We start from the raw sequence: 24336 nt of genomic DNA, 5'->3' as shown, positions 1-24336 counted from the left end.
TTTGGCCATATGGCCTGCGCGGGTCGTGTGAATTCAATAGAAGATGGGAATGAAAATCAGGAACTGTGATCGACCGCATCTGCGTTAAGTAAGGTCAAAAGCGTCACTACACTTCGCCAATACACCGCTTTCGCGCTACCGTGACGCGGCCACGACGGGGAATGCACATGGCACCAGCGAAGGACACGGACGAAGATGTCGGCTTGCTGCGGATCGGCCTGTTCTTCGACGGCACCCGCAACAACGCACACAACCTGGCGCGCGGCCGTCCGCAGGTTCCGCAGCCTCGACCGGCGCAGCTGCGCGCGGACGATGATTCGACCTACCAGAGCCGGCTGACCAGCAGCTACGACAACGGCCTGACCAACATCGCGCGCCTGCAGCAGCTGTATCCGGACAGCCGCCGTGATGCGATGGCCGCTCCCTCGCTGTCGATCTATGTCGAAGGCGTGGGTACCCGCGATGATGCCGACGACGATCTGATCGGGCTGGCCTTCGGCATCGGTGCCAGTGGCGTTCGCGCGAAAGTGCAGCGCGCGCTGCAGGTGCTGCTGCCGGCCGCACTGTCGGGACTATCCGCACGCTGGCAGCGACCGCTGCATGGCGTGCAGCTGGACCTGTTCGGTTATTCACGCGGTGCTGCTGCCGCACGTGACATCGCCAACCAACTGCAGGGCTGGGACGGCGTGCGCTGGCGCCAGCTGCTGCAGGCCGCCGGCCTGTCCTGCACTGCGAACTTCGCCCCGGCCACGCCGGTGCTGCGCTTCACCGGGCTGTTCGACACCGTTGTCGCAGTCAATGGCGGCCGCGCCGATGAGCGGCCGCAGCTGGCCCTGCACGGCGGCATCGCCGGTCGCGTCGTGCAGCTCACTGCACGCGATGAACATCGCCAGCACTATCCGTTGACCAGCGTGGCACCGCCGTTTGCCGAGATCGCCCTACCCGGCGTACACGCGAATATCGGCGGTGGCTACAACCAGCTGGAAGAAGGTCCCAAGCTGCTCAGCCGCCCGCGCCGGCAACAGCTGCGCCGCCCAGGGGTTGCCGACTACCAGCTCCCTCCACTGGCATTGCTGCAGGCCACCACGGCCTACGCCGAAACGCAGGCCGATGCCGAACGCTGGCGCCAGCAGCTGGGCGTGGGTGAGAAGGAGGTCTGGGTGGATGTCTGGCACCAGTGGCAGCAGCAGCGTCGCGCCGGCAGCCGCAGCGTGCTGTTGTCACCGGTGCTGTATGTGACCGCCGCGGTGGTGCTGCGTCGGCGCATCGACTGGCGTTACCAGCTGATCGCACTGCAGGTGATGCAGCAGCAGGCCATCGACGCCGGCGTGCAATGGACCGCCAATGCCGCCGAGGTTCCTGGCTGGGAGCTGCCGTCCGCCCTGCAGCCGATCGCACGGCGCCTGGTGGCCGGGCAGCCGCTGACGCAGACACAGGAGGCGCTGCTGCGGCGGCGCTACCTGATGCAGTCGGCGCACTGGAACTTCGATGCACTGGGCGACACCGCACTGACCTACGCCGCCGATGCCGGCGTCAGCGAACTGCCGTACCGGCCGGGTCCCGGCCTGTTCTACATCAACCGGCCCACAGTGGATGGCAAGCGCGTGGTGTTGCCAAACGCCTGAAAAAAGGGGACGGAGGGGATCAAGTCGTTTGTGCCACAAACGACTTGATCCCCTCCGTCCCCTTTTCTTCAACCGGCCTGTTCGACCAGGTTGGCGAGCTCATCCGCATCGAAACCGGCCAGCAGGCGCGCTTCCATGTTGAACGGTCCGTGCAGGTAGCCGCCGGCGTACTCCACCAGCAGTTCCTTGAAACGTGCACGCGGTTCGACGCCGGCGCGGTCGCAGTACCAGCGGTACCAGCGCGAACCGGCAGCCACATGTGCCACTTCCTCGCGCAGGATCACCTCCAGCACATCTGCGGTCTGGCCATCGCCGACATTGCGCAGTTTCTCGATCATGCCGGGCGTCACGTCCAGGCCGCGCGCTTCCAGCACGCGCGGCACCAGCGCCATGCGTGCCAGGCCATCGTGCGCGGTCTTTTCGCACATTTCCCACAGGCCGTTGTGCGCGGGGAAGTCGGCGTAGTCGTGGCCATGCGCCTGCAGGCGCTCCCGCAGCAGCATGAAGTGCCGCGATTCGTCGTCGGCACAGCTGACCCAGTCGGCATGGAACGCCGGCGGCAGGCCGCGGAAGCGGTACACCGCGTCCCAGGCCAGGTCGATCGCGTTGAGTTCGATATGCGCGATGGCGTGGATGAAGGCAGCCCGTCCTTCCACACCGCCCAGTCCGCGCCGCGGCACTTCGCGCGGATGCACCAGCACCAGCTGCGCCGGCCGGCCCGGCATGCGGATCGGCTTTGGCGGTGGCGCGTCGGCAGCCACCTTCAGGCGGCCGGCACGGAACGCAGCGGCGTAGGCCTGGGTCAGCGCAACCTTGCGCAGCGGGTCGGCTTCGGCCAGGCACTGCTGCGCTGCGCGCAGCAGGTCGCCAGCAACGTCGGGCACGTCAACCACGCCTGGTCCTCAGGCGCGGCGCTTGTGCTTGGCGTCGTCCGACCGCAGCTGCTGGATGCGCTCGAAGTAGCCCGGTTCAATGCCGGTCGGGTAGTGGCCGTTGAAGCAGGACGAATCGAAGTTGCGCAGCGCCGGATTGCCCTCGCTCACTGCCGCTTCCATGTCTTCCAGGTCCTGGTAGATCAGCCAGTCGCAGCCCAGGTGGGCTTCGATCTCTTCCACGGTGCGGTTGTGCGCGACCAGTTCCTCGGCCGCCGGCATGTCGATGCCGTAGATGTTCGGGTAGCGCACCGGCGGCGCGGCGCTGGCCAGATAGACCTTGCGCGCGCCCGCGTCACGGGCCATCTGCACGATCTGCTGGCTGGTGGTACCACGCACGATCGAATCGTCCACCAGCAGCACCACGCGGTTGCGGAACTCAAGGTGGATCGGGTTGAGCTTGCGACGCACCGACTTCACGCGTTCGCCCTGCCCCGGCATGATGAAGGTGCGGCCGATGTAGCGGTTCTTGATGAAGCCTTCGCGGTACTTCACGCCGAGCACGTTGGAGATCTCAAGCGCAGCGTCGCGCGAGGTATCCGGGATCGGGATGATGGTGTCGATGTCGTGGTCCGGGCGCAGGCGCAGGATCTTCTCGCCCAGCTTGATGCCCATGCGCATGCGCGCCTTGTGCACCGACACGTTGTCGATCATCGAATCCGGGCGTGCGAAATACACGTATTCGAAGATGCACGGGGTGTGCTCGGCCGGCTCGGCGCAGATCTCCGAGAACAGCTCGCCACGCGCGGTGATCACCAGCGCTTCGCCCGGCTGCACATCGCGCACGCGCTGGAAGCCCAGCACGTCCAGCGCGGCCGACTCGGACGCCACGATGTACTCGTCGCCCTCGGCATGGCTGCGCTTGCCCAGCACCAGCGGACGGATGCCATGCGGGTCGCGGAAGGCGACCAGGCCCAGGCCCAGCACCACGCTGACCACTGCATAGCCACCCTTGCAGCGGCGGTGCACGCCAGCCACCGCGCGGATCGCGGCTTCCGGGCTCAGCTGGCGCTGCTGCTCCAGTTCGTAGGCGAACACGTTCAGCAGCACTTCGCTGTCCGAATCGGTGTTGACGTTGCGGCGGTCCTGTTCGAACACCTGCTGGCGCAGCGCCTCGGTATTGATCAGGTTGCCGTTGTGGGCCAGCGCGATGCCGTACGGCGAATTGACGTAGAACGGCTGCGCCTCGTCCATGCCTTCCGAACCGGCAGTCGGGTAACGCACGTGGGCGATGCCGACGCTGCCTTCCAGGGTGGACATGGTGCGGGCATCGAACACATCGCGGACCAGGCCAGTGGCCTTCTGCACGCGCAGGCGGCTGCCGTTGGCGGTGGCGATGCCCGCCGCGTCCTGGCCACGGTGCTGGAGGACGGTCAAGCCGTCATACAACTGCCCGGCGACGTTCTGGTTGCCGACGATTCCGACGATGCCACACATGGTGCGAGGTCTCCGCTGGGCTGTGCCCAGTTACAAGGAAGGTGGCCGTACCTGGCCGCGGTGGTCGCCGCGCCTGCGGTCGACATTGGCCGGATCGCCCGGCTCGATACTGTCCGGCAGTGCTGGGGCGTCCGGACGCACTTCGGCCGGATCGTAGGAATCGCCCTGTTCCGCTTTCGCAGGCCGCAGCCATCCGCTGCCTGCCACTACCTGGTTGAGGATGCCATTATCGCCTGCCGCGCCCGGCTTTCCCAACCCGGCGCCTGCGTTCTTGCCCAACTCCATCAATGCAGATGGGGACAGCGCGTCGGTCGGCAAGGCCTTGGGCAGCAGATCGGCCCCGGGAACCTCCCAGTGCGGCAGCTTGCTGTTCATCCAGGCAACGGTGGGGTTCAGCAGTGGCCGCACCGCCGAGCGCTGCCAGGAAGGCTCGGCAGTCAGCGGGGTGAAACTGCCCAGCAGCAGCAGGATCGCGGCGATCAGGCCGCCCCGCACGGCGCCCAGCACCCCGCCCAGCAGGCGGTCCAGGCTGGTCAGCATGCTGCGGTGGACCAGGGCCTTGATGACCATGCCGATCACCGCAACCACGATCATCACGCCGATGCCGACCCCCAGGTAGCCACCGACGAAGTGTTCGCCACCGGGGGCCGCCGGGGCGGCCCACCAATGTGCGGCGTCATTGCCGAAGGCGAAGGCCGCCCACGCGGCCAGCAGCCACGACAGGGTGCCGATGACGATTCCCACGAAGCCGCGCAGCATCCCCAGCAGGGTGGAGGCGGCGATCACGATCAGCAGCACCACGTCGATCATGGCGCCCCGCTCCTTCGGCGGCGCTGGCAACGAGGCTGCGCGTGGGTCATGGGTGCGGTCGGACCATGCCGGCCACGCCGACCTTGGCGGCAACCTGCGCCTTCAGCTGCTCGGCATCGCCACGGTTGGCCACCGGCCCGACGCGGACGCGATGCAGGGTGCCCTTTTCGGTGCGCACCTGCTCGACAAAAGCGCTGAAGCCGGCGGCGCGGACCTTGTCGCGCAGGGCGTTGGCATCGTTGGCCTGGCCGAACGCGCCCAGCTGCACGGCAAAGCCGACGCCGCTGGCGGCCGGCGCTGCCGGCGTGGCCGGGGCCGTTGCCGGCTTGCTGGCGGTGGCCTCCGGCTTCGGCTCGGGCTTCGGGGTTTCGGGCTTCGGCGCCGGCTTCGGCGGCTCGGGCTTGGCCGCCGGAGTGGTCGTTGCAGTCGGCGTACTCGGCGGCAGGCTTTCACTGCGCACCGGGTTGCTGCTGGCCGACGGCGCGGTGGCGGCGGATGGGGTACTGGCGCTCGGCGTAGCCGGTGCCGGGGTGGCTGCCACCGGGGCGCTGCTGTCCGCTGCGGCATCCAGGGTGATCACTTCGGCCTTCACATCGGCACGGATCTTCACCGCCTGCAGGCGGGCGGCCTCGGCCTGTGCTCGGTCGGCGTACGGCCCCACGCGCACGCGCCATGCCTGGCGGCCGTTGATGGTCGCCGTTTCGGCGAAGCCCGGCAGCTGCGAGCGCTTCAGGTAGGCGATCACCGCATCGGCGTCGGCCTTGCTGCCGTAGGCACCGAAGGTAACCGCATAGTTGCCGGCGGCGACCGTCGGCGAGGTGTCCACGGTCGGCGGAGTGGCCGGCGTGGCGGCGTCCTGCAGCGGCTTGGCCTGCCCGGTCTGCAGGCCGGTGGCACCACCGGCCGGGGCGACCAGGGGCAGCTCACGGGTTTCGAACTGGCCATAGGCCGGTGCATCCGGCGCGGCGATCGGCACATTGGCCACGCCGCTGTCCGGTGCCGGCCCCTTGACCAGCATCGGCAGGAAAATCACGGCCAGTGCCACCAGCACGATGGCACCAATCAGACGCTGTTTCAGAGGCGTATCCACGTGAGGCAGGCAACTGTCCGGAGATTGGCATCGATTATACGGGTGCCGGACCGGACGGCGTCGGCGTTGGCTGAACGCGTATCAGGCATCGCCCTGCAGCCATTGCAGGGCGGCGGCAGCGGTATGGAAGGAGCCGAACACCAGCACGCGGTCACCGCGCTCGGCCTGGGCCAGCACCTGCGCCAGTGCCTGTTCGACGCTGTCAGCCAGCAGCGCCGTGGCGGCGGCGGTGCCGGCCAGGCGTGCCTGCAGCTGGGCGGCGCTCTGCCCGCGCGGGCCTTCCAGCCCGGCCAGGGTCCACTCGCCCACTACGTCCTCCAGCGCCTGCACCACCCCCGCTGCGTCCTTGTCCTGCAGCGCGGCGTACACCGCCAGGGTGCGCCCGGCAGAGACCTCGGCCTTCAGCGCACGCGCCAGCTGGCCCGCCGCCTGCGGGTTGTGGCCGACGTCGACGCGGATCTGCACGCCATCGCGCTCGAACGCCTGCAGCCGGCCGGAAATGCGTGCCGCTGCGACACCGGCGGCCCACGCCGCACGCGGCACCGGCTTGTCCAGCGCGCGCAGCGCGGCGATGGCGGCACCCGCATTGGCCAGCTGGATCGGGCCGGCCAGCGCCGGGGTCGGCAGTTCCATGCGCAGGCCGACATCGCGCCAGCGCCAACGCTGGGCATCGATCGGCTCGTAGAAATAGTCGCTGCCACCACGGATCGCATTGGCGCCAACCAGGTAGGCACGGCGCAGCACGCTCGACGGCGGATCGGTCTCGCCCAGGATCACCGGCTTCCAGCCGCGGATGATGCCGGCCTTCTCGGTCCCGATCGCCTCGCGATCCTCGCCCAGCCACTCGGCATGGTCGATGTCCACGGTAGTGATCACCGCCACGTCGGCGTCCACGATGTTGACCGCATCGAGGCGGCCGCCCAGGCCCACTTCCAGTACCGCCAGGTCCAGCCCGGCGTCGGCGAACAGCTGCAGCGCGGCCAGCGTGCCGTACTCGAAATAGGTCAGCGTGATCTCGCCACGCACGGCTTCGATGGCATTGAACGCGGCGACCAGCGCGGCATCGTCCACGTCCTGGCCGTCGATGCGCACGCGCTCGTTGTAGCGCAGCAGGTGCGGCGAGGTGTAGGCACCGACCTTCCAGCCGGCGGCGCGTGCAATGGCTTCGATGAAAGCCACGGTTGAGCCCTTGCCGTTGGTGCCACCGACCACGATGGTGCGCTTGGCCGGCGCGCCCAGGCCCATCGCCGCGGCCACGGCGCGCACGCGCTCCAGGCCCATGTCGATGCTCGCCGGGTGCTGGCGTTCAATGTAGTCCAGCCAGTCGGCCAGGGTGGTCGGGGTGTTCGTCACGGCAGCGGTTCCAGCAGAAGCAGTTGATGCGGGGGATGGATCAGAGGGCGCGGTGCTTGGCTTCACCAAAGAACGGCGTGTGGTGGGCGCAGTCGTTCAGGCGCACCACTTCCAGACTGTCCAGGTCGGGGCCTTCGAGCAGGTTGAGCGTGGTGGGTGCCTGGCGGAAGGTCCACAGGCGGGAGATCGGCAGGCCCAGCACCTTGCACAGGATCACGCGGTTGACCGCGTCATGGGCGACCACCAGCAGGGTGTCGTGCTCGCCGAGGCCTTCGGTGGCACGGGCCAGGCCGCGCCAGCTGCGCTCCAGTACCAGGCGCAGCGATTCGCCGCCAGGCATCAGCACGGTATCGGGTTCTTCGCGCCAGGCCTGCAGGCGCGACGGATCCTTTTCGTTGATTTCGCTGGCCAGCAGGCCTTCCCACTCACCGTGAGCGATTTCCTGCAGCTCCGGCTCGGTCAGCAGCATGTCGGCACGGGCGGCGCCGAGCGCCAGCTGCGCGGTGCGCTGCGCGCGCGACAGCGGCGAAGCGACGGCACGGGTGATATCCACCGAGGCCAGGCGGGCACCCAGTGCCTGGGCCTGGGCTTCACCGATCGGCGAAAGCGGGATGTCGATCTGGCCCTGGTAGCGGCCTTCGGCGTTCCACGGCGTTTCGCCGTGACGGGCAAGCAGGATGCGCATGCGAACAAGGGGTCCTGGGGGGAGGAGGTTTCCGCGTTTCGTTCACATCCTGTGAAGTACGCGGAACAGGGATGATACCTGTTCGGCGCACCGGGCCGGGCCGGGCATGAAAAAACCCCGCGACGTGAGTCGCGGGGTTTCGGAAACTCCGGCTATCTGGTCGAGGTTGCCGGCCAGCGGCCGGCACCACCTCACTTCGCCAGGTTCAGTTCCTTCAGCAGCTGCGGCGCCGGCGCCACTTCCTGCATGATCCACTGCATGTAGCGGCTGTCGACGGCGATCATGCGGGTCATCACCGGGTCGAACACCCAGTTGGAGCTGACCGATTCCCAGTTGCCATCGAAGGCCAGGCCGACCAGCTTGCCGTTGGCGTCCAGCACCGGCGAACCCGAGTTGCCACCGGTGATGTCCAGGTTGGACAGGAAGTTCACCGGAACCGAACCAATGCGCTTGTCTTCCAGGCCGCCGTAACGCTTGGCCTTGACTGCATCAAGCAGCGCCTTCGGCGAATCGAACGGATCCTCACCGGTTTCCTTCGCCGCCACGCCTTCCAGGGTGGTGAACGGGGTGTACTTCACGCCGTCCTTGCCATAGCCCATGACGTTGCCGAAGGTGATGCGCAGCGACAGGTTGGCATCCGGGTAGACGAACTCACCCTGGCTCTTCTTGTAGTCGGCCACGGCCTGCAGGTACAGCGGGCGCGCGGTCAGCGATTCGCCTTCGCGGATCTTCTTCTGCTCTTCCTGCTTCAGCAGCGCCGGCATGACGGCCACGGCGTACTGGATGGCCGGATCGTTGCTGGCCTCAAACGCGGCGCGGTCGGCCTTGAACCATTTCAGGCGTGCGTCCAGGCTGCCCAGCTCTGTGCCCGACAGCTTGCCCACCAGCGACTTCACCGCAGCGGCATCGCTGCCGGCCAGCCACTTGTTCAGCACTTCGTTGTCGCGCTGTGCGGCCGGCAGGGCCACGTACTGGTCCAGCCAGTAGGCCTGCAGCTGCTGGTCCATCTTCGCCACGTAGCGGCGGTCCATCTGCTTCAGGCCACCTTCGATGGTGGTCAGGTCGCGTTCCTGGTAACCGGCTTCGCGCTCGGCATCCGGCTTGCTGCGCTCGATCGACAGGCGGTACAGGGTGATCGCCGCGCCAACGGCCGAGGTGTTGTTGAACTGACCGACGAACAGGTCGCGTTCGCGGGTCGACTTGCTGGTATCCAGATGCTTGAGCAGCTGCGCGTGTGCCGCCAGGGCCGGCTTGCCGGCAGCGCCCTGCTTCTTCAGCCACGCCAGCACGGCAGCTTCTTCAGCCTGCTTCTGGCCAGCGGCGTCGATGCGCTTGAAGCCTTCCAGCTGGCCCAGGTAGTTCTTGGCCACGTTGTTCATGCTGGCGGCGGTGGCGGCGTACTTCACCTTGACGTCGGCGTCGGCCTTGCCGGCGTCGGCGATCATCTTCAGCACGGCGTTGTAGTGCTTGGCGATGGTCGGGTAGGTGAAGCTGGCGGTTTCGTTGAATTCACCGGCCAGTGCATAGCGGTTGGTGCGGCCCGGGTAGCCGGCCACCATCACGAAGTCGTCGGCACCCAGCGGCTGGTCGGCGAACTTCAGGAAGTGCTTGGGCTGGTACGGCACGTTGTCGGCGGCGAAGGCGGCCGGCTTGCCGTCCTTGCCGACGTAGGCGCGGTAGAACGAGAAATCGCCGGTGTGGCGCGGCCACATCCAGTTGTCGACGTCGCCGCCGAACTTGCCGACGCTGCCCGGGGGCGCGTAGACCAGGCGCACGTCCTTGATTTCCATGTTGCGGAACAGGCGGTAGGTGTTGCCGCCGGAGAAGCTGTACAGGCGGCAGCGGAAGCCGGCATCGGCTTCACAGGCGGCGACCTGGGCCTTGTCGAAGGCGTCCAGCGCGCGGCTGCGGGCCAGCGGGTCGTTGCCGGCGGCAGCGATGGCGGCCTTGGCCTGGGTGGTGACGTCGGTGATCTGGTCGAGCACGAACACGCGGGCGTTCGGGCCGGCGCTCAGTTCGTCCTTCAGGGTCGGCGCGTTGAAGCCGTCCTTGATCAGGTTCTTCTGCGCGGTCGAATTCAGCTGGATGGCGCCATAAGCGCAGTGGTGGTTGGTGACCACCAGGCCCTGCGGCGAGACGAAGCTGGCGGTGCAGCCGCCGAGGGCGACGACCGCGCCCATCGGGTCGCCGGTCAGGTTGGACAGCTGTTCCGGGGACAGCTTCAGGCCGGCCTTCTGCAGCGGGCCGGCGATTTCCGGCAGCTGCTGCGGCACCCACATGCCTTCAGCGGCATGGGCGACCTGGGCCAGCCCGAGGCTGGCGACGATGGAGAATGCAAGCAGGTTCGAGCGCATGGAGCGGCCCCTGGTAGTGGAACCCTCGATTGTAGCCCGCCGCCCTGCCCCGGCCCGAACCCCGGAAGTCATGGGCCTACTTCTTGCGCTGCCATGCGCACGTCGGCCGCGCACATGGAATCGTCCAGAGGGGGCGTGGTCACCCTGGCCGGGACCGATGGCGCCATGGGCCGGGCGCATGCGACTGGCGGGTTGGGCAGGACGCCCAACCCCGGTCTTGCCGTGTGCGCAGGACAGCGCGCACGAGCAAGGCGCCATCGAGCACCATGGATGGGCTTTTGCGTGTCCCGGCCAGGGTGACCACGCCCCCTCCCCCGGAATCAGGGAGGCGCTGCTGTTTGCGGCACGTTCGAAACGCCCGCCGGCGCACGCCTTTCGTTCCGCCAATGCACCCGCAGCGCAACATGGGAAATCCGCGCGGCACCCTATAATCCGCGCTTTCCCCCTGATGAGTTCCACCCCGATGGCGCAGCAAACGATGAAGGCCCTGGTCAAGCGCGAAGCGGCCAAGGGCATCTGGCTGGAAGAGGTTCCGGTGCCGACCCCGGGCCCGAACGAGGTCCTGATCAAGCTGGAGAAGACCGCGATCTGCGGTACCGACCTGCACATCTACCTGTGGGACGAGTGGAGCCAGCGCACCATCAAGCCGGGCCTGACCATCGGCCACGAATTCGTCGGTCGCGTCGCCGCACTCGGCTCGGCCGTGACCGGCTATGAAATCGGCCAGCGCGTCTCGGCCGAAGGCCACATCGTCTGCGGCCACTGCCGCAACTGCCGTGGCGGCCGCCCGCACCTGTGCCCGAACACCGTCGGCATCGGCGTCAACGTCAACGGCGCCTTCGCCGAATACATGGTGATGCCGGCCAGCAACCTGTGGCCGATCCCGGACCAGATCCCGTCGGAGCTGGCTGCGTTCTTCGACCCCTACGGCAACGCCGCGCACTGTGCGCTGGAATTCAACGTGATCGGCGAGGACGTGCTGATCACCGGTGCCGGCCCGATCGGCATCATCGCCGCCGGCATCTGCAAGCACATCGGTGCACGCAACGTGGTGGTGACCGACGTCAATGATTTCCGCCTGAAGCTGGCCGCCGACATGGGCGCCACCCGCGTGGTCAACGTGGCCAACCAGTCGCTGAAGGACGTGATGAAGGAACTGCACATGGAGGGCTTCGACGTGGGCCTGGAAATGAGCGGCAACCCGCGTGCGTTCAACGACATGCTCGACTGCATGTACCACGGCGGCAAGATCGCCATGCTCGGCATCATGCCCAAGGGCGCCGGCTGCGACTGGGACAAGATCATCTTCAAGGGCCTGACCGTGCAGGGCATCTACGGCCGCAAGATGTACGAGACCTGGTACAAGATGACCCAGCTGGTGCTGTCCGGCTTCCCGCTCGGCAAGGTGATGACCCACCAGCTGCCGATCGACGACTTCCAGAAGGGCTTCGACCTGATGGAAGAAGGCAAGGCCGGCAAGGTTGTTTTGAGCTGGAATTGACCCTTCGCCGTGCGCGATGGGTGGGTGCCGAGCCTGCTCGGCACACCTTGAAATTGAAAAAGGCGCCCGATGGGCGCCTTTTTCTTTGGTGTTGCCGGCCAGCGGCCGGCACTACCCGTAACGCCTGCGGCGTTACTTGCCGACGGCGACGCTCAGCATCACCCGGCTGTGGGCCAGCTTGCCGGAGTTGTCGCGGCCGTTGCCGTCGGTGCCGTAGTAGCCCAGGCCGACGTTGAACAGGCCGAACTGGCGCGCGACGCCGACGTTCCAGTCGGTGTAGTCCTTGGCGATGCCGTCCTCGAAGGTGCTGCGACCGACGTTGGCATTCAGGGTGAAGTCCTTCGGCAGGCCCCAGCTGCCGCCCAGGCCGAAGTACCAGCCATCGGTGCTGCTGTTCCAGACATCGTTGGTGTAGGCCACCGTCAGCTTGTAGGTGTCATCCAGCGTGGTGGTGGTGATCAGCTCGTTGTAGTTCTGGTGGCTGGACTTCAGGTAGGTGTAGCGGTTCAGCAGCACGTCGAAGTTGACGCGCTCGGTGACGTCCACGCCGTAGCCGATCAGGTAGTCGACCTCGGTCTTCGGGTCACCCGCACCAAAATCCACGCCCGAGCCCCACACGCCTGCGTACAGGCCAACCGGGCTGGTGTAGGTGAAACCGGCCTGCAGGGTCGGATCCTCGTCGGTCTGCGACACACCACGGAACAGGTAATCGGAAACAGCGGTGACGTTCCAGCTGTACGGCGATTCGTTTTCCTGAGCGCTGGCGGCGAACGGGGCGGCCAGGGTCAGGGCAGCGGCAATGGCGAGGCAGGCACGGGCGTGCTTCATGGGCGTCTCCGAGGGTGGCGGGGGCGGGAAGGGGGAGCGGGCAACCGGCGCCAGACAGGCGCGGTTCACGAATTTTTAACCCGTTTGCTATTGCGATGCAACATGTGCCACCCGTGGCGGTGCCCTGCCCGGCCCGGTCGAAGACCGTCGTAGCCCGGTAGAATCAACGGTTTCCCCGTTCAGAGCCGTGCCCACGCCATGACCGACGCCTCCTCCGCCCTGACCCGCCACTACGCCGAGGAACTGGACGCCATCCGCGCCCAGGGCCTGTTCAAGTCCGAGCGGATCATCACCAGCCCGCAGTCGGCCGAGATCACCCTCGAGGATGGCCGCAAGGTGCTGAACTTCTGTGCCAACAACTACCTGGGCCTGGCCGACCATCCGGACCTGATCCAGGCCGCCAAGGATGCGCTGGATACCCACGGCTTCGGCATGGCCTCGGTGCGCTTCATCTGCGGTACCCAGGACCTGCACAAGCAGCTGGAGAAGCAGATCACCGACTTCTTCGGCAAGCAGGACACCGTTCTGTACGCGGCCTGTTTCGACGCCAACGGCGGCCTGTTCGAACCGCTGCTCGGTGAGAACGACGCGATCATTTCCGATGCACTGAACCACGCCTCGATCATCGACGGCGTGCGCCTGTGCAAGGCCAAGCGCTTCCGCTACGCCAACTGCGACATGGCCGACCTGGAAGCCCAGCTGCAGGCCGCCGATGCCGCCGGCTGCAAGACCAAGCTGATCACCACCGACGGCGTGTTCTCGATGGACGGCTTCATTGCCCCGCTGGACGAGATCACCGCGCTGGCGAAGAAGTACAACGCGCTGGTGCACATCGACGAATGCCACGCCACCGGCTTCCTCGGTGCCACCGGCCGCGGCTCGGCCGAAGTGAAGGGCGTGCTGGAGAAGATCGACATCATCACCGGCACCCTGGGCAAGGCCATGGGCGGCGCACTGGGCGGCTTCACCTGCGCCAGCGCCGAGGTGATCGAGCTGCTGCGCCAGCGTTCGCGGCCGTACCTGTTCTCCAACTCGCTGCCGCCGCATGTGGTGGCCGCCGGCATCAAGGCGTTCGAGATGCTGGCCGCCGCTGACGACCTGCGCGACACCCTGGTGGAGAACACCCGCTACTTCCGCGAAAAGATGGTCGCCGCCGGTTTCGACGTGAAGCCGGGCGTGCACCCGATCAGCCCGGTGATGCTGTACGACGCACCGCTGGCGCAGAAGTTCGCCGAGCGCCTGCTCGAAGAAGGCATTTACGCGATCGGCTTCTTCTTCCCGGTGGTGCCCAAGGGCCAGGCGCGCATCCGCACCCAGATCAGCGCTGCGCACAGCCGCGAGCACCTGGACCGCGCGATCGATGCGTTCACCCGCATTGGCGTCGAGCTGGGCGTGATCAAGGGTTGATCCCAGCGGTCAAAGCGTGCCGACCAAGGTCGGCACCTACCAGAGCTTGAGGGCGTGCCGACCGAGGTCGGCACCTTCCCGGCATCACTTCTTTTTCTTCTTGCCCTTCGGCTCGTCCTTGCTGGCCACCACCACCGGCTTGGCGGCAGCGTCCTGGCCGTTGCCCTTTGCAACGCTGATGCCGTTGGCCTTCATCCAGGCATCGAACTCATCGGCGGTCATCTTCTTGTCGCCGTTGCTCATCAGGAAGCGGTAGCTGCCGCGGCCATCCAGCTCCGGGGTCTTCACTTCCACCACCGGGGTTTCGGCCGGCGTTTCTGCCTTGGCCACCTTCTTGTGGCCACCACAGGCGGTCAGCAGCACCATCGGCAGCAGCAGGCCTGCGCAGCGCAGGGTTTGGTTGAGGGTCAGGTGGTACATGGGCAGGCTCCGTTCGGGAAGTTCAGCAACCAGGCGCCCCCTACGCCTGGAACGGTGGCCGGCAACCGCCGGCCGCGGGCGATGATCAGCCCGGTGCAGCGGCCCCCAGCCGCTGCTGGTCATTGACCTCCAGCATCCGCCACTGGCCCTTGCCGAGATCGCCGAGCTGCAGCCCGCCGATCGCAACCCGGACCAGGCGCAGCACCTGCAGGTCGAAGGCCGCCAGCAGGCGGCGGATGTGGCGGTTGCGGCCCTCGTCGAGGACCACCTCCAGCCACGCGGTCTTGTCGCCGCTGCGCAGCACGCGCACGGCCTGGGCCACGAGGAACTCGCCCTCGTCATCCACGCCAGCCTGCAGGGCCGCCAGCGTGGCGTCATCTGGCAGGCGGTCGACCTGCACGTGGTACGTCTTCTGCGGACCGGTTTCCGGATCGGTCAGGCGCGCCGCCCACTGCGGATCGTTGCTGAACAGCAACAGCCCTTCACTGGCCTTGTCCAGGCGCCCGACCGGCGCTATCCACGGCAGCCCTGCACCATCGAAACAGCGGTAGACGGTGTCGCGGCCACGCTCGTCCTGCACGGTGGTCACCACCCCGCGCGGCTTGTTGAGCATCAGGTACAGCCGCTGCGGCGCGCCCATCGGCTGGCCATCGACCTCGATCGGCGGCGCCGGCTGGCCAATCGGGAACTCGGGATCCCGCACGATGCGGCCGGAGACGCGTACGCGTCCGTCGGCAATCCAGCGCGCGGCCTCGCTGCGCGAGCACACGCCGGCCTTGGACAGCACGCGCGCCAGGCCATGACGGACACCGGCGGCGGTGGCAGCGGGAGTCGCACGCCCACGCGATGCGTGGGAGCGGGCGGCGGGGGCGGCAGGTGGGCGGCGCGTGCGCAAGCCTCTGCTCCCCGCGGTGCTTACTTCTTGTCGACCGGCTTGGTCTCAGCCGGTGCTTCGGCCGGGGCCGGAGTGGCGGCCGGAGCCGGACGCGCCTTGACCACACGCACGCCACGCGCCTTCATCCAGGCGTCGAACTCTTCGGCGGTCATGCGCTTGCCGTTCTGGCTCATGTCGAAGCGCCAGGGCGTGTTGTCGAATTCGGTCTGCGGCTTGTAGGCCGCAGGATCATTCGGCTTCACCGCCGGTGCGCTCGGAATGGCCTTGGCGATGTTCTGGCAGCCATCGATGCGCAGGCGCTGCAGCACCTGGTCCAGCGACTGCGACGGATCGTAGTTGCTGCTCAGCACGCCGGCCGGCATGCCCAGCTGGTTGCCACGGATGTAGAGCTCGTCGGCCACCGGCGCGATGGTCGTGGCCGGCAACGGCAGCGGCGAGGCGCTGGTGTTGACCGAGCAATCGACCGCAGCGTGGGCGGCGGGAACCAGGGCCAGCGCCAGGACGGCGGCCGATGCAGAGCGCAGCATGAAGGGCATCCACGAAAGGAAGTGACGCGGCGAGTTTAGCAATGCCGCGACAGCTTTCAAGCGCCACTTTCAATGAATACGGCAACCCATTGGTTTTACGGACAAAAACCCGACGAACGGTTACCCCCGGACCGGCAGGCACCGGATTCCGGGCCGCAGAAACAACAAGACCCGGCCGAAGCCGGGTCCTGCTGTGTCCTACTGGCAGAGCGTCAGAACTTAGTTCTGGACGTTCAGCTCGGTACGACGGTTCTTGGCGCGACCTTCCGGGTTGTCCGAACCATCCGGGTTGGTGTTCGGAGCAATCGGACGGCTCTCGCCGTAGCCGATCGGGCCGACCAGGCGACCGGCGTCAACGCCGTTCTTGGTCAGGTAGTTGTACACGGCGGTAGCACGACGCTCCGACAGCTTCTGGTTGTAAGCGTCGGTACCCTTCGAGTCGGTGTGACCGGCGACTTCAACGCGCAGATCCGGGTAACGCTTCAGGATCTCGGTGGCTTCGCTCAGGATCGCCACGGCGTCCGGACGCAGGTTCGACTTGTCGAAGTCGAAGTTGACGCCCTTCAGGTCGATGGAGACCGGCACCGGGCAACCGTCCGGACCGATGGTCTGACCCGGCTGCGAGTTCGGGCACTTGTCGTCGCAGTTGTTGACGCCGTCACCGTCGTCATCCAGGTCGGCGCAGCTCGGGGCAACCGGAGCCGGAGCCGGAGCAGCCGCGACCGGAGCCGGGCCCAGCGGGATCACGACGCCGACCGAAGCCAGCACGTCGCCGAACCAGCTTTCATCGTTGCCGGCACGCTTCGGGTTCACGCTCTGGTCGTCGAAATCAGCGCGGTAGGCGACTTCGGCACGGACAGCGACGCGCTTCTCGAAGGTGGTCTGCAGACCGACGCCGACCTTGGCGGCAAAGTTGCCGTCCTTGCGGTCAGCCAGGCCACCGCTGATCGGGTTGTACTCTTCTTCCGACTTCTGGTAGCCCAGGCCGGCCAGCAGGTACGGGTTCCAGCCGCGGCCTTCCTTGATGAAGTGGCGACGCAGGTCCAGCGAGACGCCGTACTGCGACCAGTTCATGTCCTTGTTGGCGTCGAAGTTCGGGTTCTGGTAGTTCAGCTCACCGTCCAGCGACCAGTTCGGGCTGATGAACTTGCCCAGGCCCAGGGTGACGAACGGAGCGTCATTGGTCAGGCGGTCGCTGTCCTGGAAGTTGAAGCCGGCCGAACCGGTCAGGTACCAGCGGTCATCGAACTCCTGCGCGGACGCAGCCTGGGCGAAAGCCAGACCACCCAGCAGCGCGGCAGTAAGGATCTTCTTGTTCATTGAGTACAGCTCCTATTTCGGGGGTATGAAACCGGTAGAGGCATGGGCCAGCACTAGTGCGTCGATGTTCGACAGCCGATTCAGCACGCCACCGCCGCGAACATTATGCTCAGGCGGGTGAAGGTCATGTTAACAGTCCCGTAACATGTGAAGTATCGCGCCCGACCCTCCACCGGTCCGACGTTGAAACCCTATACAGGATGATGAAAATCCGCAAGACCCTCACGCTGCAAGGGTTTGACGGGGTTTAAGTGCGGAATACGACATATTGCGCAACAGCTTGCTCCACCCGATTCAGCGTATCTGCTGAAACGTGAGGAACTCTATGATGGAGCCACGAACCCAGCCGGAGCCGAGATGAAAGCTGTCGCCCTGAGTCGTGAATCCGCCCCCGCCCTCTGCGATATCCATCTGCCCCCGCCGCTGCCTCCGGGTGGCCGCGACCTGCTGATCCGGGTCGAGGCCGTCTCGGTGAACCCGGTCGACGGCAAGCAGCGGGCGACCACCGATCCGGCCACGCTCGAAGCACCCCGCGTACTCGGCTGGGACGCCGCCGGGGTGGTCGAAGCGATCGGCGAGGACGCCAGCCTGTTCGCGTCCGGCGACGAGGTCTACTACGCCGGTGATGTCACCCGGCCAGGCTGCAATGCGCAGTTCCATCTTGTGGACGAACGGCTGGTAGCGCGCAAGCCGACCACGCTCGACTTCGCCGAAGCGGCCGCACTGCCACTGACCACGCTCACCGCATGGGAACTGCTGTTCCAGCGCATGCCATTGCAGCTGGATGATCGCCGCCATGCCGGCCAGCACCTGCTGGTGATCGGCGGAGCAGGCGGTGTTGGATCGATGGCGATCCAGCTGGGCCGGCATGCTGGATTCGAGGTGATCGCCACCGCCTCGCGTGAATCGTCGATCGACTGGTGCCGGCAGATGGGTGCCCAGCATGTAATCGACCACCGGCAGCCGCTGCTGCCCCAGCTGCAGGCATTGGGCATCGACGCAGTACAGGTCGCGCTCAACCTGGCCGACACCGACCATTACTGGGATGCGTTGGGTCAGCTGCTGGCGCCACAGGGCCATGTCGGCCTCATCGTCGAACCGCGCGGCGCGCTGCGCATCGGTGATCCCTACAAGGCCAAGTGCATCGGCATCCACTGGGAGTTCATGTTCGCGCGTTCGCGCTTCGCCACGGCGGACCGCATCGAACAGCACCGCATCCTCAGCCGCGCGGCCAGCATGATCGACGCTGGCCAGCTGCGCGGCACCCTCAGCGAGACGCTGGGCGCGATCAATGCGGCGAATCTGGACATCGCGCATCAGCGCTTGGCCAGCGGGCGCACGGTGGGCAAGCTGGCGCTGGCCGGCTGGGGCGACTGAGCCAGGCTGGAACGCCGGTGCAGTGCCGAGCCATGTTCGGCTGGCGGTGCCAGGCAAAGCAGCCGGAGCATGGCCCACCTCCACAGAACGGCCCATACGCAGGATCGACGACTCCTGTAGCGGTGGATCGGCCGGCATCTGTATCTATGGGAGTGACTGAATCGGGATTACGGTGGAAACAGCCCCCCCTCTCCCCGAGCGCCACCATGCCCACCGCCCTGCCCCTGCGTCTGCTGCAACTGATCATCGGCCTGTTCCTGTACGGCTTCGGCGCCTCGCTGATGATCCGTGCAGCGATCGGCGTGGCCCCCTGGGACGTGTTGTCGCAGGGCATCGCCGCACAGACGCCGCTATCGTTCGGCCTGGCCACCAATGTGATCGGTGCCCTGGTGCTGCTGCTGTGGTGGCCATTGCGACAGAAGCCGGGCGTCGGCACCGTGCTCAACGTGATGTTGATCGGCCCATCCGCGCAGTTCGGGCTGTGGTTGCTTCCCCCGGCGGTCGGCCTTGGCTGGCAGCTGGCGATGTTCTGCGCCGGCATGCTGCTGGTCGCCCTGGCCACCGGCCTGTACATCGGCGCCAAGCTCGGGCCCGGCCCGCGCGACGGCCTGATGACCGGCCTGCATGCCCGCACCGGCTGGCCGATCTGGAAGGTGCGCAGCCTGATCGAGGGCAGCGTGCTGCTGCTGGGCTGGTGGCTCGGCGGCAATGTCGGTGTCGGCACCCTCGCCTTCGCCCTGCTGATTGGCCCCCTGTGCGGAGTAACGCTGGGCTGGTTCGGGATTGGGCGTCCCCCGGTAGTGCCGGCCGCTGGCCGGCAACCGCAATCACCCTGAGCTGATCGAATGCCGGCCAGCGGCCGGCACTACCGCCCCCGGAGTTCGGGGGCAGCGCCGCAGGCGCGGGGTTGGAGGCAGATAAGTGGGGCCCGCGGTTCGCGCAGCGAAATGCGGGAGCGACAGCACGCATGTGCCGAGCGTACCCGGCCAGCGGCCGGCACTACCGCCCGCGCCCCTTGCCCCAGCCGCCGTTTCCCGGCACGCTTCGCGCTTCCGTACGCAAGCGTATCGATCATGTCGCCAGCCAACGAAAGCGCCTATCCCCACCTGTTCGCCCCGCTGGACCTGGGCTTCACCCAGCTGCGCAACCGCGTGCTGATGGGTTCGATGCACACCGGCCTGGAAGATCGCGCCCGCGACTTCCCGCGCCTGGCCGCCTACTTCGCCGAACGCGCCGAAGGTGGCGTCGGCCTGATCGTCACCGGTGGCTTCGCGCCGAACGTGGTCGGCTGGCTGAAGCCCTTTGGCGGAAAGCTGTCCTGGCCCTGGGAAGTGCGCCCGCACCGGCAGCTCACCGCGGCCGCGCACCAGCACGGCGCGAAGATCTGCCTGCAGCTGCTGCATGCCGGCCGCTATGCCTACCATCCCCTGTCGGTGGCACCGTCGAAGCTGAAGGCGCCGATCAACCCGTTCACCCCCCGTGCGCTGTCGGCCAGCGGCGTCGAGCGGCATATCGCCGACTACGCACGCAGCGCAAAGCTGGCCCGCGAAGCCGGCTACGATGGCGTCGAAGTGATGGGCTCGGAGGGCTACCTCATCAACGAGTTCATCGCCCCGCGCACCAACAAGCGCTCCGACCGCTGGGGTGGCGACGCCAACCAACGCATGCGTTTTGCAGTGGAGATCGTGCGCCGCATCCGCGAGGCCTGCGGCCCGGACTTCATCATCATCTACCGCCTGTCGCTGGTGGATCTGGTTGACGACGGCAGCAACTGGGAAGAGATCGTGCAGCAGGCCCAGGCCATCGAGGCGGCTGGCGCGACGATCATCAATTCCGGCATCGGCTGGCACGAAGCGCGCATCCCGACCATTGCCACCTCGGTGCCGCGCGCCGCCTTCGCCGCTGTCACCGCCAAGCTCAAGTTGCATGTAACGGTGCCGCTGGTGGCGACCAACCGCATCAACATGCCCGACGTCGCCGAGCACATCCTCGCCAGCGGCGGCGCCGACATGGTGTCGCTGGCGCGCCCGCTGCTGGCCGACCCGCAATGGCCCAACAAGGCCCGCGCCGGCCGCGCCGAGGCGATCAACACCTGCATCGCCTGCAACCAGGCCTGCCTGGACCACGTGTTCGAGAACAAGCTGGCCAGCTGCCTGGTCAATCCGCGTGCCGCACACGAGACCGAGCTGGTCTACCGCCCGGCTGCCACGCCGAAAAAGGTCGCGGTGGTCGGCGCAGGTCCGGCCGGCCTGGCTTGCGCCACGGTGGCCGCCGAGCGCGGCCACCAGGTCACCCTGTTCGATGCCAACGACGAGATCGGTGGCCAGTTCAACGTGGCCAAGCGCATCCCCGGCAAGGAAGAGTTCCACGAGACCCTGCGCTATTTCCGCCACAAGCTGGCTGAAACCGGCGTGCAGCTACGCCTGGGCACGCGAGCAGATGCGGCCAGCCTGGCCGGCTTCGACGAGGTGGTGCTGGCCACCGGCATCACGCCGCGCAAGGTCGACTTCCCCGGCGCCAACCACGCCAAGGTGGTCAGCTACCTGGACGTGCTGCTGGGCCGGGTCGAAGTGGGCGCCAGTGCGGCGATCATCGGCGCGGGCGGCATCGGCTTCGATGTCGGCGAATTCCTCAGCCACGCTGGTGAGTCCCCCGCGCTGGACCCACAGCGCTGGATGGCCGAATGGGGCGTGGACAGCACGTTCGAGGCCCGCGGCTCGCTGGCCAGGCCGCAGCCCGAGGCATCGCCGCGGCGGCTGTGGCTGCTGCAGCGCAGCCCGGGCAAGCCCGGCGCGCGGCTGGGCAAGACCACCGGCTGGATCCACCGCGCCACGCTGAAGGCCAAGGGCGTGCGCATGCTCGGCGGCGTCGAGTACCTGGGCGTGGACGACGAAGGCCTGCGCATCCGCGTGGAAGGCAGCGAACAGCTGCTGCCGGTCGACCATGTGGTGATCTGCGCCGGGCAGGAACCGAACCGCGCATTGCAGGCCGAGCTGCAGGCCGCCGGCATCAACGCGCAGCTGATCGGCGGTGCCGATGTAGCGGCCGAACTGGACGCCAAGCGGGCCATCGACCAGGGCAGCCGGGTGGCCGCCGCGCTCTGATGAGCGCATGAATGGGGGACGGAATGTGATTTCCGTCACCCCTCCCGAACCTGAATGTCAAGCCGGACGGTTCACGATGCGTTCGGCTACGCCCCCCTACCTTGCGCCATCTTTCCGCTCACCAGCCAGTTTCCGGTGAGCCGGCGCAGCCCCCACGATCGGTACTGGTCGTTTCTTTTGGGGCTGCCCACGGGGCGGCCCCGATGGCCGCCTCCCCATGACGCCAAGTCGTACCCCGCATCCTGTCGCCCCCGCGACTGGAAGCGGAGAGTGCGGCCCATACGGAGCAAGGAGTTATATGAAACTGGCCTGGATTCTCTGGCTGTCGCAGTTGTTGCCGCAGCCGGCCGCTGATTCACTGTGTCTGAGCACCACCGTTTACCTGGAAGCCCGCGACCAGACCCTGCGCGGCCAGCAAGCCGTTGCCGAGGTCGCCCTGCGCCGCCTCGACAGTGGCCTGTGGGGCGACTCGATGTGCCAGGTGGTCACCGCGCGCAAGCAGTTCGCGCCGACCATCGTCTCCCCCGGCACCCAGCTGGGCAATGACGCGGCCTGGAGCGAGGCAATGAACGTGGCCTTCGACGCCGAGCGCAACTGGGCGCTGCCGGCCGGCGAGCGCCGCGAGATCGTGCCCGGAGCCAGCCACTTCGCCGCGTTGTCCATCGCCAGCCCGAACTGGCGCAATGCCTACCAGGTGGCCACCATCGGCGATCACACCTTCTATAAGGTGCAGAACCTCAAGCCGCGGCAGTCGTAACGATCCGTGCTGGCGGCAGCGTTGCCGCCCGCTGGCAGGCTCTGGGATAGTGGGCGTTTCCCGCCCGCATCACCTGGAGTTCCCATGAAGCTGTACAGCAAGCCCGGTGCCTGTTCCACCGCCGACCACATCGCCCTGCAGTGGACCGGCCAGCCGTTCGAGGTCGAACTGCTGAACAAGGACACCCTGAAGGGTCCGGAATTCCTCAAGATCAATCCGGCCGGCGCCGTTCCCGCGCTGGTCGATGGCGACTTCGTGCTGCTGCAGAACGCCGCGATCATGGGCTATATCGCCGACACCTACCCGCAGGCCGGCCTAGGCGGCGATGGCAGCGCGCGCCAGCGTGCCGAAGCCACCCGCTGGCTGGCCTTCGTCAATTCCGACGTGCATCCGGCCTTCTCGCCGCTGTTCGCACCGGGCAAGTTCATCGCCGACGAAAGCCAGTTCGACGCGATCCGCGCCGCCGCACACAAGCGCCTGCGTGGCCTGTTCGAGACCGCTGACAGGCAGCTGGCCGACAAGCCCTGGCTGGCCGGCTTCCGCAGTTTCGCCGACCCGTACTTCTACATCACCCTGCGTTGGGCCGCCGGCACCAAGGTCGACCTGTCGGGCCTGGACAACCTGGCCGCCTACAAGGCACGCATGGACGCCGATGCCGGCGTGCAGGCCGCACTGAAGGCCGAAGGCCTGGCCTGAGCCTGACCCGGGGTCGGAGCCGTTCGCGTGGCGAACGGATCCGACCCCGATACCGCTGCCAGGGCGGGGTCGGATCCGTCTGCACAGCAGGCGGCTCTGACCCCACCGGCGCCATCACCACACTCAGCCGATCTGGCGGATCACTTCACCGTTGGCATCGCGCAGGTAGGTCGGCACCACTTCGATGCGCAGCGCTCCCGCCACCGGGTAGATGCCACGTTCGGCACGCACGCCCGCCAGGGCCTGCAGCCCCGTCTCGTCCAGCGCCCAGCGCGCGCTGTCGGCCGATACCTCGCCGGTTTCACCGCGCGCTGCCGGAATGAACTCCCACTGCCGCTCGCGGCTGGCCAGTTCCAGCGATTTGCCGTGGCGCAGGCGCAATGGCAGCAGCTCGCACACACTGGCCACCTGCCCGGCGCCGAGCACCAGGGTGGTGACGCCCGCCTCCTGCCGCCAATCCAGTGTCTCGATGAACAACATGCCGGTACTGGAGCCCTCGCGCTCGCTGCCGGCCTGCACCTGTGCGGCCAGCGCCGGTTCCTCCAGCAGGTTGCCGCGATGCAGGTCGCTGATCCACAGCGGCATCGCCGGTTGCAGCACCTGCAGCACGCCGCGCGTCGACCAGCGCTTGACCGCTTCCATCTCCTCATCGGTCAGCCCGACCAGCTGCAGGAACTGCAGGTGGCCATTGGCGGTGTCGCGTGCGGGCAACTGCGGATCCGCGACGAAGGCCAGATGGCACAAGCGCGTGCCGGTCTCCAGCGCGATCGGGCCGTTGGCATTGAGATGGTGACCGTCCTCGAACACGTTGCCACTGCCGAACACATAGCGCGCCAGGTTCTGCAGCAGGTTCATCGGCCACACCGGCGGGGTGCTGCCGGCGTTCTCACCGGCGTCGGCAGCGAGGCGGAAGGTCAGCTCGAAACCATAGCCGCTGGTGGCGGCATCACTGCTCTCCTTGGCATACAGTTCGGAGAAGCCATAAGTGATGTAGTGCCAGTGGGGTACAGGCGCATCCGCCCAGTACACGCTGATGCCATCGAGAGGATCCTGGCCACCGAGCGTGTACGGCAGCGCGGTGCCGAAGTGACGCGGCTCCTGCCCGGCATACAGGGGCGCCAGCGCCGCATTGATCGCGTCCCAGCCAGGGGTGTCGGTGTCGTCGTGGTCGTCCTGCACGCGGGACTCCTTGTGGGGGAAGTGAACCGATCACTTTAC

21 protein-coding genes are annotated in these 24336 nt (G+C 67.2%); 8 read left to right on the top strand and 13 right to left on the bottom strand.

The genetic code is table 11. The features are described from left to right. Nucleotides 1-167: 167 nt before the first annotated feature. Nucleotides 168-1625 (top strand): T6SS phospholipase effector Tle1-like catalytic domain-containing protein, encoded by a 1458-nt coding sequence (locus AC5P9L_RS06340; RefSeq protein WP_049441499.1) that lies wholly within the window; start codon nt 168-170, stop codon nt 1623-1625. A gap of 68 nt (nt 1626-1693) precedes the next feature. Here the strand turns inward: AC5P9L_RS06340 and AC5P9L_RS06335 are convergent, their stop codons facing one another. The 7 genes from AC5P9L_RS06335 to AC5P9L_RS06305 form a co-directional block, all read right to left on the bottom strand. Then, entirely contained in the window at nt 1694-2518 is an 825-nt protein-coding gene (locus tag AC5P9L_RS06335) for a ferritin-like domain-containing protein (RefSeq protein ID WP_049460296.1), read from the bottom strand. 9 nt (nt 2519-2527) lie between these two features. Further along, nucleotides 2528-3994, bottom strand: a complete 1467-nt coding sequence (gene purF, locus AC5P9L_RS06330) for an amidophosphoribosyltransferase (protein ID WP_005408246.1) — start codon at nt 3992-3994, stop codon at nt 2528-2530. A 30-nt stretch (nt 3995-4024) separates the two neighbouring features. Then, the gene (locus tag AC5P9L_RS06325) at nt 4025-4804 is read right to left on the bottom strand and encodes a CvpA family protein (protein ID WP_012479253.1); all 780 of its coding nucleotides are present in this window, start codon (nt 4802-4804) and stop codon (nt 4025-4027) included. 46 nt (nt 4805-4850) lie between these two features. After that, the gene (locus AC5P9L_RS06320) at nt 4851-5894 is read right to left on the bottom strand and encodes an SPOR domain-containing protein (protein ID WP_323162972.1); all 1044 of its coding nucleotides are present in this window, start codon (nt 5892-5894) and stop codon (nt 4851-4853) included. Between the two features lie 81 nt (nt 5895-5975). Next, entirely contained in the window at nt 5976-7247 is a 1272-nt protein-coding gene (folC, locus tag AC5P9L_RS06315; protein WP_049395206.1) for a bifunctional tetrahydrofolate synthase/dihydrofolate synthase, read from the bottom strand. 40 nt (nt 7248-7287) lie between these two features. Further along, on the bottom strand, nt 7288-7932 hold the full coding sequence (locus AC5P9L_RS06310) for a histidine phosphatase family protein (protein WP_049430321.1): 645 nt from the start codon (nt 7930-7932) through the stop codon (nt 7288-7290). A 191-nt stretch (nt 7933-8123) separates the two neighbouring features. Further along, nucleotides 8124-10286: a S46 family peptidase gene (locus AC5P9L_RS06305; protein WP_005412359.1), complete on the bottom strand. Its 2163-nt coding sequence runs from the start codon at nt 10284-10286 to the stop codon at nt 8124-8126. A 478-nt stretch (nt 10287-10764) separates the two neighbouring features. Between AC5P9L_RS06305 and tdh the strand changes: the two genes are divergently transcribed. Beyond that, nucleotides 10765-11787 carry an L-threonine 3-dehydrogenase gene (gene tdh / locus AC5P9L_RS06300; protein WP_010483949.1) on the top strand — a complete coding sequence of 341 codons (1023 nt, stop codon included), beginning with the start codon at nt 10765-10767 and terminating at the stop codon, nt 11785-11787. Nucleotides 11788-11919: 132 nt separating this feature from the next. Here the strand turns inward: tdh and AC5P9L_RS06295 are convergent, their stop codons facing one another. Continuing rightward, the gene (locus AC5P9L_RS06295) at nt 11920-12615 is read right to left on the bottom strand and encodes a TorF family putative porin (RefSeq protein ID WP_005412357.1); all 696 of its coding nucleotides are present in this window, start codon (nt 12613-12615) and stop codon (nt 11920-11922) included. 198 nt (nt 12616-12813) lie between these two features. Between AC5P9L_RS06295 and kbl the strand changes: the two genes are divergently transcribed. Continuing rightward, nucleotides 12814-14022, top strand: a complete 1209-nt coding sequence (kbl, locus tag AC5P9L_RS06290; RefSeq protein WP_012479249.1) for a glycine C-acetyltransferase — start codon at nt 12814-12816, stop codon at nt 14020-14022. An 84-nt stretch (nt 14023-14106) separates the two neighbouring features. Here kbl and AC5P9L_RS06285 read toward each other — a convergent pair whose 3' ends face one another. The 4 genes from AC5P9L_RS06285 to AC5P9L_RS06270 form a co-directional block, all read right to left on the bottom strand. Beyond that, a complete protein-coding gene (locus AC5P9L_RS06285) occupies nt 14107-14442 on the bottom strand; it encodes a hypothetical protein (RefSeq protein ID WP_262101838.1) in 336 nt (111 codons plus the stop codon). A gap of 85 nt (nt 14443-14527) precedes the next feature. Next, nucleotides 14528-15337: a pseudouridine synthase gene (locus tag AC5P9L_RS06280; protein WP_262101837.1), complete on the bottom strand. Its 810-nt coding sequence runs from the start codon at nt 15335-15337 to the stop codon at nt 14528-14530. Nucleotides 15338-15357: 20 nt separating this feature from the next. Then, nucleotides 15358-15864: a hypothetical protein gene (locus AC5P9L_RS06275; RefSeq protein ID WP_005408235.1), complete on the bottom strand. Its 507-nt coding sequence runs from the start codon at nt 15862-15864 to the stop codon at nt 15358-15360. Between the two features lie 219 nt (nt 15865-16083). Further along, entirely contained in the window at nt 16084-17184 is a 1101-nt protein-coding gene (locus AC5P9L_RS06270) for an OmpA family protein (protein WP_005408234.1), read from the bottom strand. 357 nt (nt 17185-17541) lie between these two features. Here AC5P9L_RS06270 and AC5P9L_RS06265 point away from each other — a divergent pair, with 357 nt between their 5' ends. The 5 genes from AC5P9L_RS06265 (at nt 17542) to AC5P9L_RS06245 (ending at nt 23118) form a co-directional block, all read left to right on the top strand. Further along, on the top strand, nt 17542-18561 hold the full coding sequence (locus AC5P9L_RS06265) for a zinc-binding alcohol dehydrogenase family protein (protein WP_012479247.1): 1020 nt from the start codon (nt 17542-17544) through the stop codon (nt 18559-18561). A 206-nt stretch (nt 18562-18767) separates the two neighbouring features. Beyond that, the gene (yczE, locus tag AC5P9L_RS06260; protein ID WP_005408232.1) at nt 18768-19397 is read left to right on the top strand and encodes a membrane protein YczE; all 630 of its coding nucleotides are present in this window, start codon (nt 18768-18770) and stop codon (nt 19395-19397) included. A 237-nt stretch (nt 19398-19634) separates the two neighbouring features. Beyond that, entirely contained in the window at nt 19635-21665 is a 2031-nt protein-coding gene (locus AC5P9L_RS06255) for an NADPH-dependent 2,4-dienoyl-CoA reductase (RefSeq protein WP_262101836.1), read from the top strand. 298 nt (nt 21666-21963) lie between these two features. Next, entirely contained in the window at nt 21964-22422 is a 459-nt protein-coding gene (locus tag AC5P9L_RS06250; protein ID WP_004154513.1) for a cell wall hydrolase, read from the top strand. 84 nt (nt 22423-22506) lie between these two features. Further along, nucleotides 22507-23118 (top strand): glutathione S-transferase N-terminal domain-containing protein, encoded by a 612-nt coding sequence (locus tag AC5P9L_RS06245; protein WP_005408230.1) that lies wholly within the window; start codon nt 22507-22509, stop codon nt 23116-23118. Between the two features lie 123 nt (nt 23119-23241). Here AC5P9L_RS06245 and AC5P9L_RS06240 read toward each other — a convergent pair whose 3' ends face one another. After that, nucleotides 23242-24297 carry a suppressor of fused domain protein gene (locus AC5P9L_RS06240; RefSeq protein ID WP_262101835.1) on the bottom strand — a complete coding sequence of 352 codons (1056 nt, stop codon included), beginning with the start codon at nt 24295-24297 and terminating at the stop codon, nt 23242-23244. Between the last annotated feature and the right edge of the window lie 39 nt (nt 24298-24336).

It is taken from the genome of Stenotrophomonas sp. YJH_SMC_64 (genome assembly GCF_059371375.1).
This window is presented reverse-complemented; position numbering and strand designations above follow the sequence as displayed.

What these genes read in the sequence shown, in the direction of transcription:
- AC5P9L_RS06305 (WP_005412359.1), bottom strand. Translation starts at nt 10,286, where the DNA reads ATGCGCTCGAACCTGCTTGCATTCTCCATCGTCGCCAGCCTCGGGCTG.
- AC5P9L_RS06295 (WP_005412357.1), bottom strand. Translation starts at nt 12,615, where the DNA reads ATGAAGCACGCCCGTGCCTGCCTCGCCATTGCCGCTGCCCTGACCCTG.
- AC5P9L_RS06310 (WP_049430321.1), bottom strand. Translation starts at nt 7,932, where the DNA reads ATGCGCATCCTGCTTGCCCGTCACGGCGAAACGCCGTGGAACGCCGAA.
- AC5P9L_RS06245 (WP_005408230.1), top strand. Translation starts at nt 22,507, where the DNA reads ATGAAGCTGTACAGCAAGCCCGGTGCCTGTTCCACCGCCGACCACATC.
- AC5P9L_RS06325 (WP_012479253.1), bottom strand. Translation starts at nt 4,804, where the DNA reads ATGATCGACGTGGTGCTGCTGATCGTGATCGCCGCCTCCACCCTGCTG.
- AC5P9L_RS06275 (WP_005408235.1), bottom strand. Translation starts at nt 15,864, where the DNA reads ATGCTGCGCTCTGCATCGGCCGCCGTCCTGGCGCTGGCCCTGGTTCCC.
- tdh (WP_010483949.1), top strand. Translation starts at nt 10,765, where the DNA reads ATGAAGGCCCTGGTCAAGCGCGAAGCGGCCAAGGGCATCTGGCTGGAA.
- AC5P9L_RS06250 (WP_004154513.1), top strand. Translation starts at nt 21,964, where the DNA reads ATGAAACTGGCCTGGATTCTCTGGCTGTCGCAGTTGTTGCCGCAGCCG.
- yczE (WP_005408232.1), top strand. Translation starts at nt 18,768, where the DNA reads ATGCCCACCGCCCTGCCCCTGCGTCTGCTGCAACTGATCATCGGCCTG.
- AC5P9L_RS06285 (WP_262101838.1), bottom strand. Translation starts at nt 14,442, where the DNA reads ATGTACCACCTGACCCTCAACCAAACCCTGCGCTGCGCAGGCCTGCTG.
- AC5P9L_RS06340 (WP_049441499.1), top strand. Translation starts at nt 168, where the DNA reads ATGGCACCAGCGAAGGACACGGACGAAGATGTCGGCTTGCTGCGGATC.
- purF (WP_005408246.1), bottom strand. Translation starts at nt 3,994, where the DNA reads ATGTGTGGCATCGTCGGAATCGTCGGCAACCAGAACGTCGCCGGGCAG.
- kbl (WP_012479249.1), top strand. Translation starts at nt 12,814, where the DNA reads ATGACCGACGCCTCCTCCGCCCTGACCCGCCACTACGCCGAGGAACTG.
- AC5P9L_RS06270 (WP_005408234.1), bottom strand. Translation starts at nt 17,184, where the DNA reads ATGAACAAGAAGATCCTTACTGCCGCGCTGCTGGGTGGTCTGGCTTTC.
- AC5P9L_RS06255 (WP_262101836.1), top strand. Translation starts at nt 19,635, where the DNA reads ATGTCGCCAGCCAACGAAAGCGCCTATCCCCACCTGTTCGCCCCGCTG.
- AC5P9L_RS06265 (WP_012479247.1), top strand. Translation starts at nt 17,542, where the DNA reads ATGAAAGCTGTCGCCCTGAGTCGTGAATCCGCCCCCGCCCTCTGCGAT.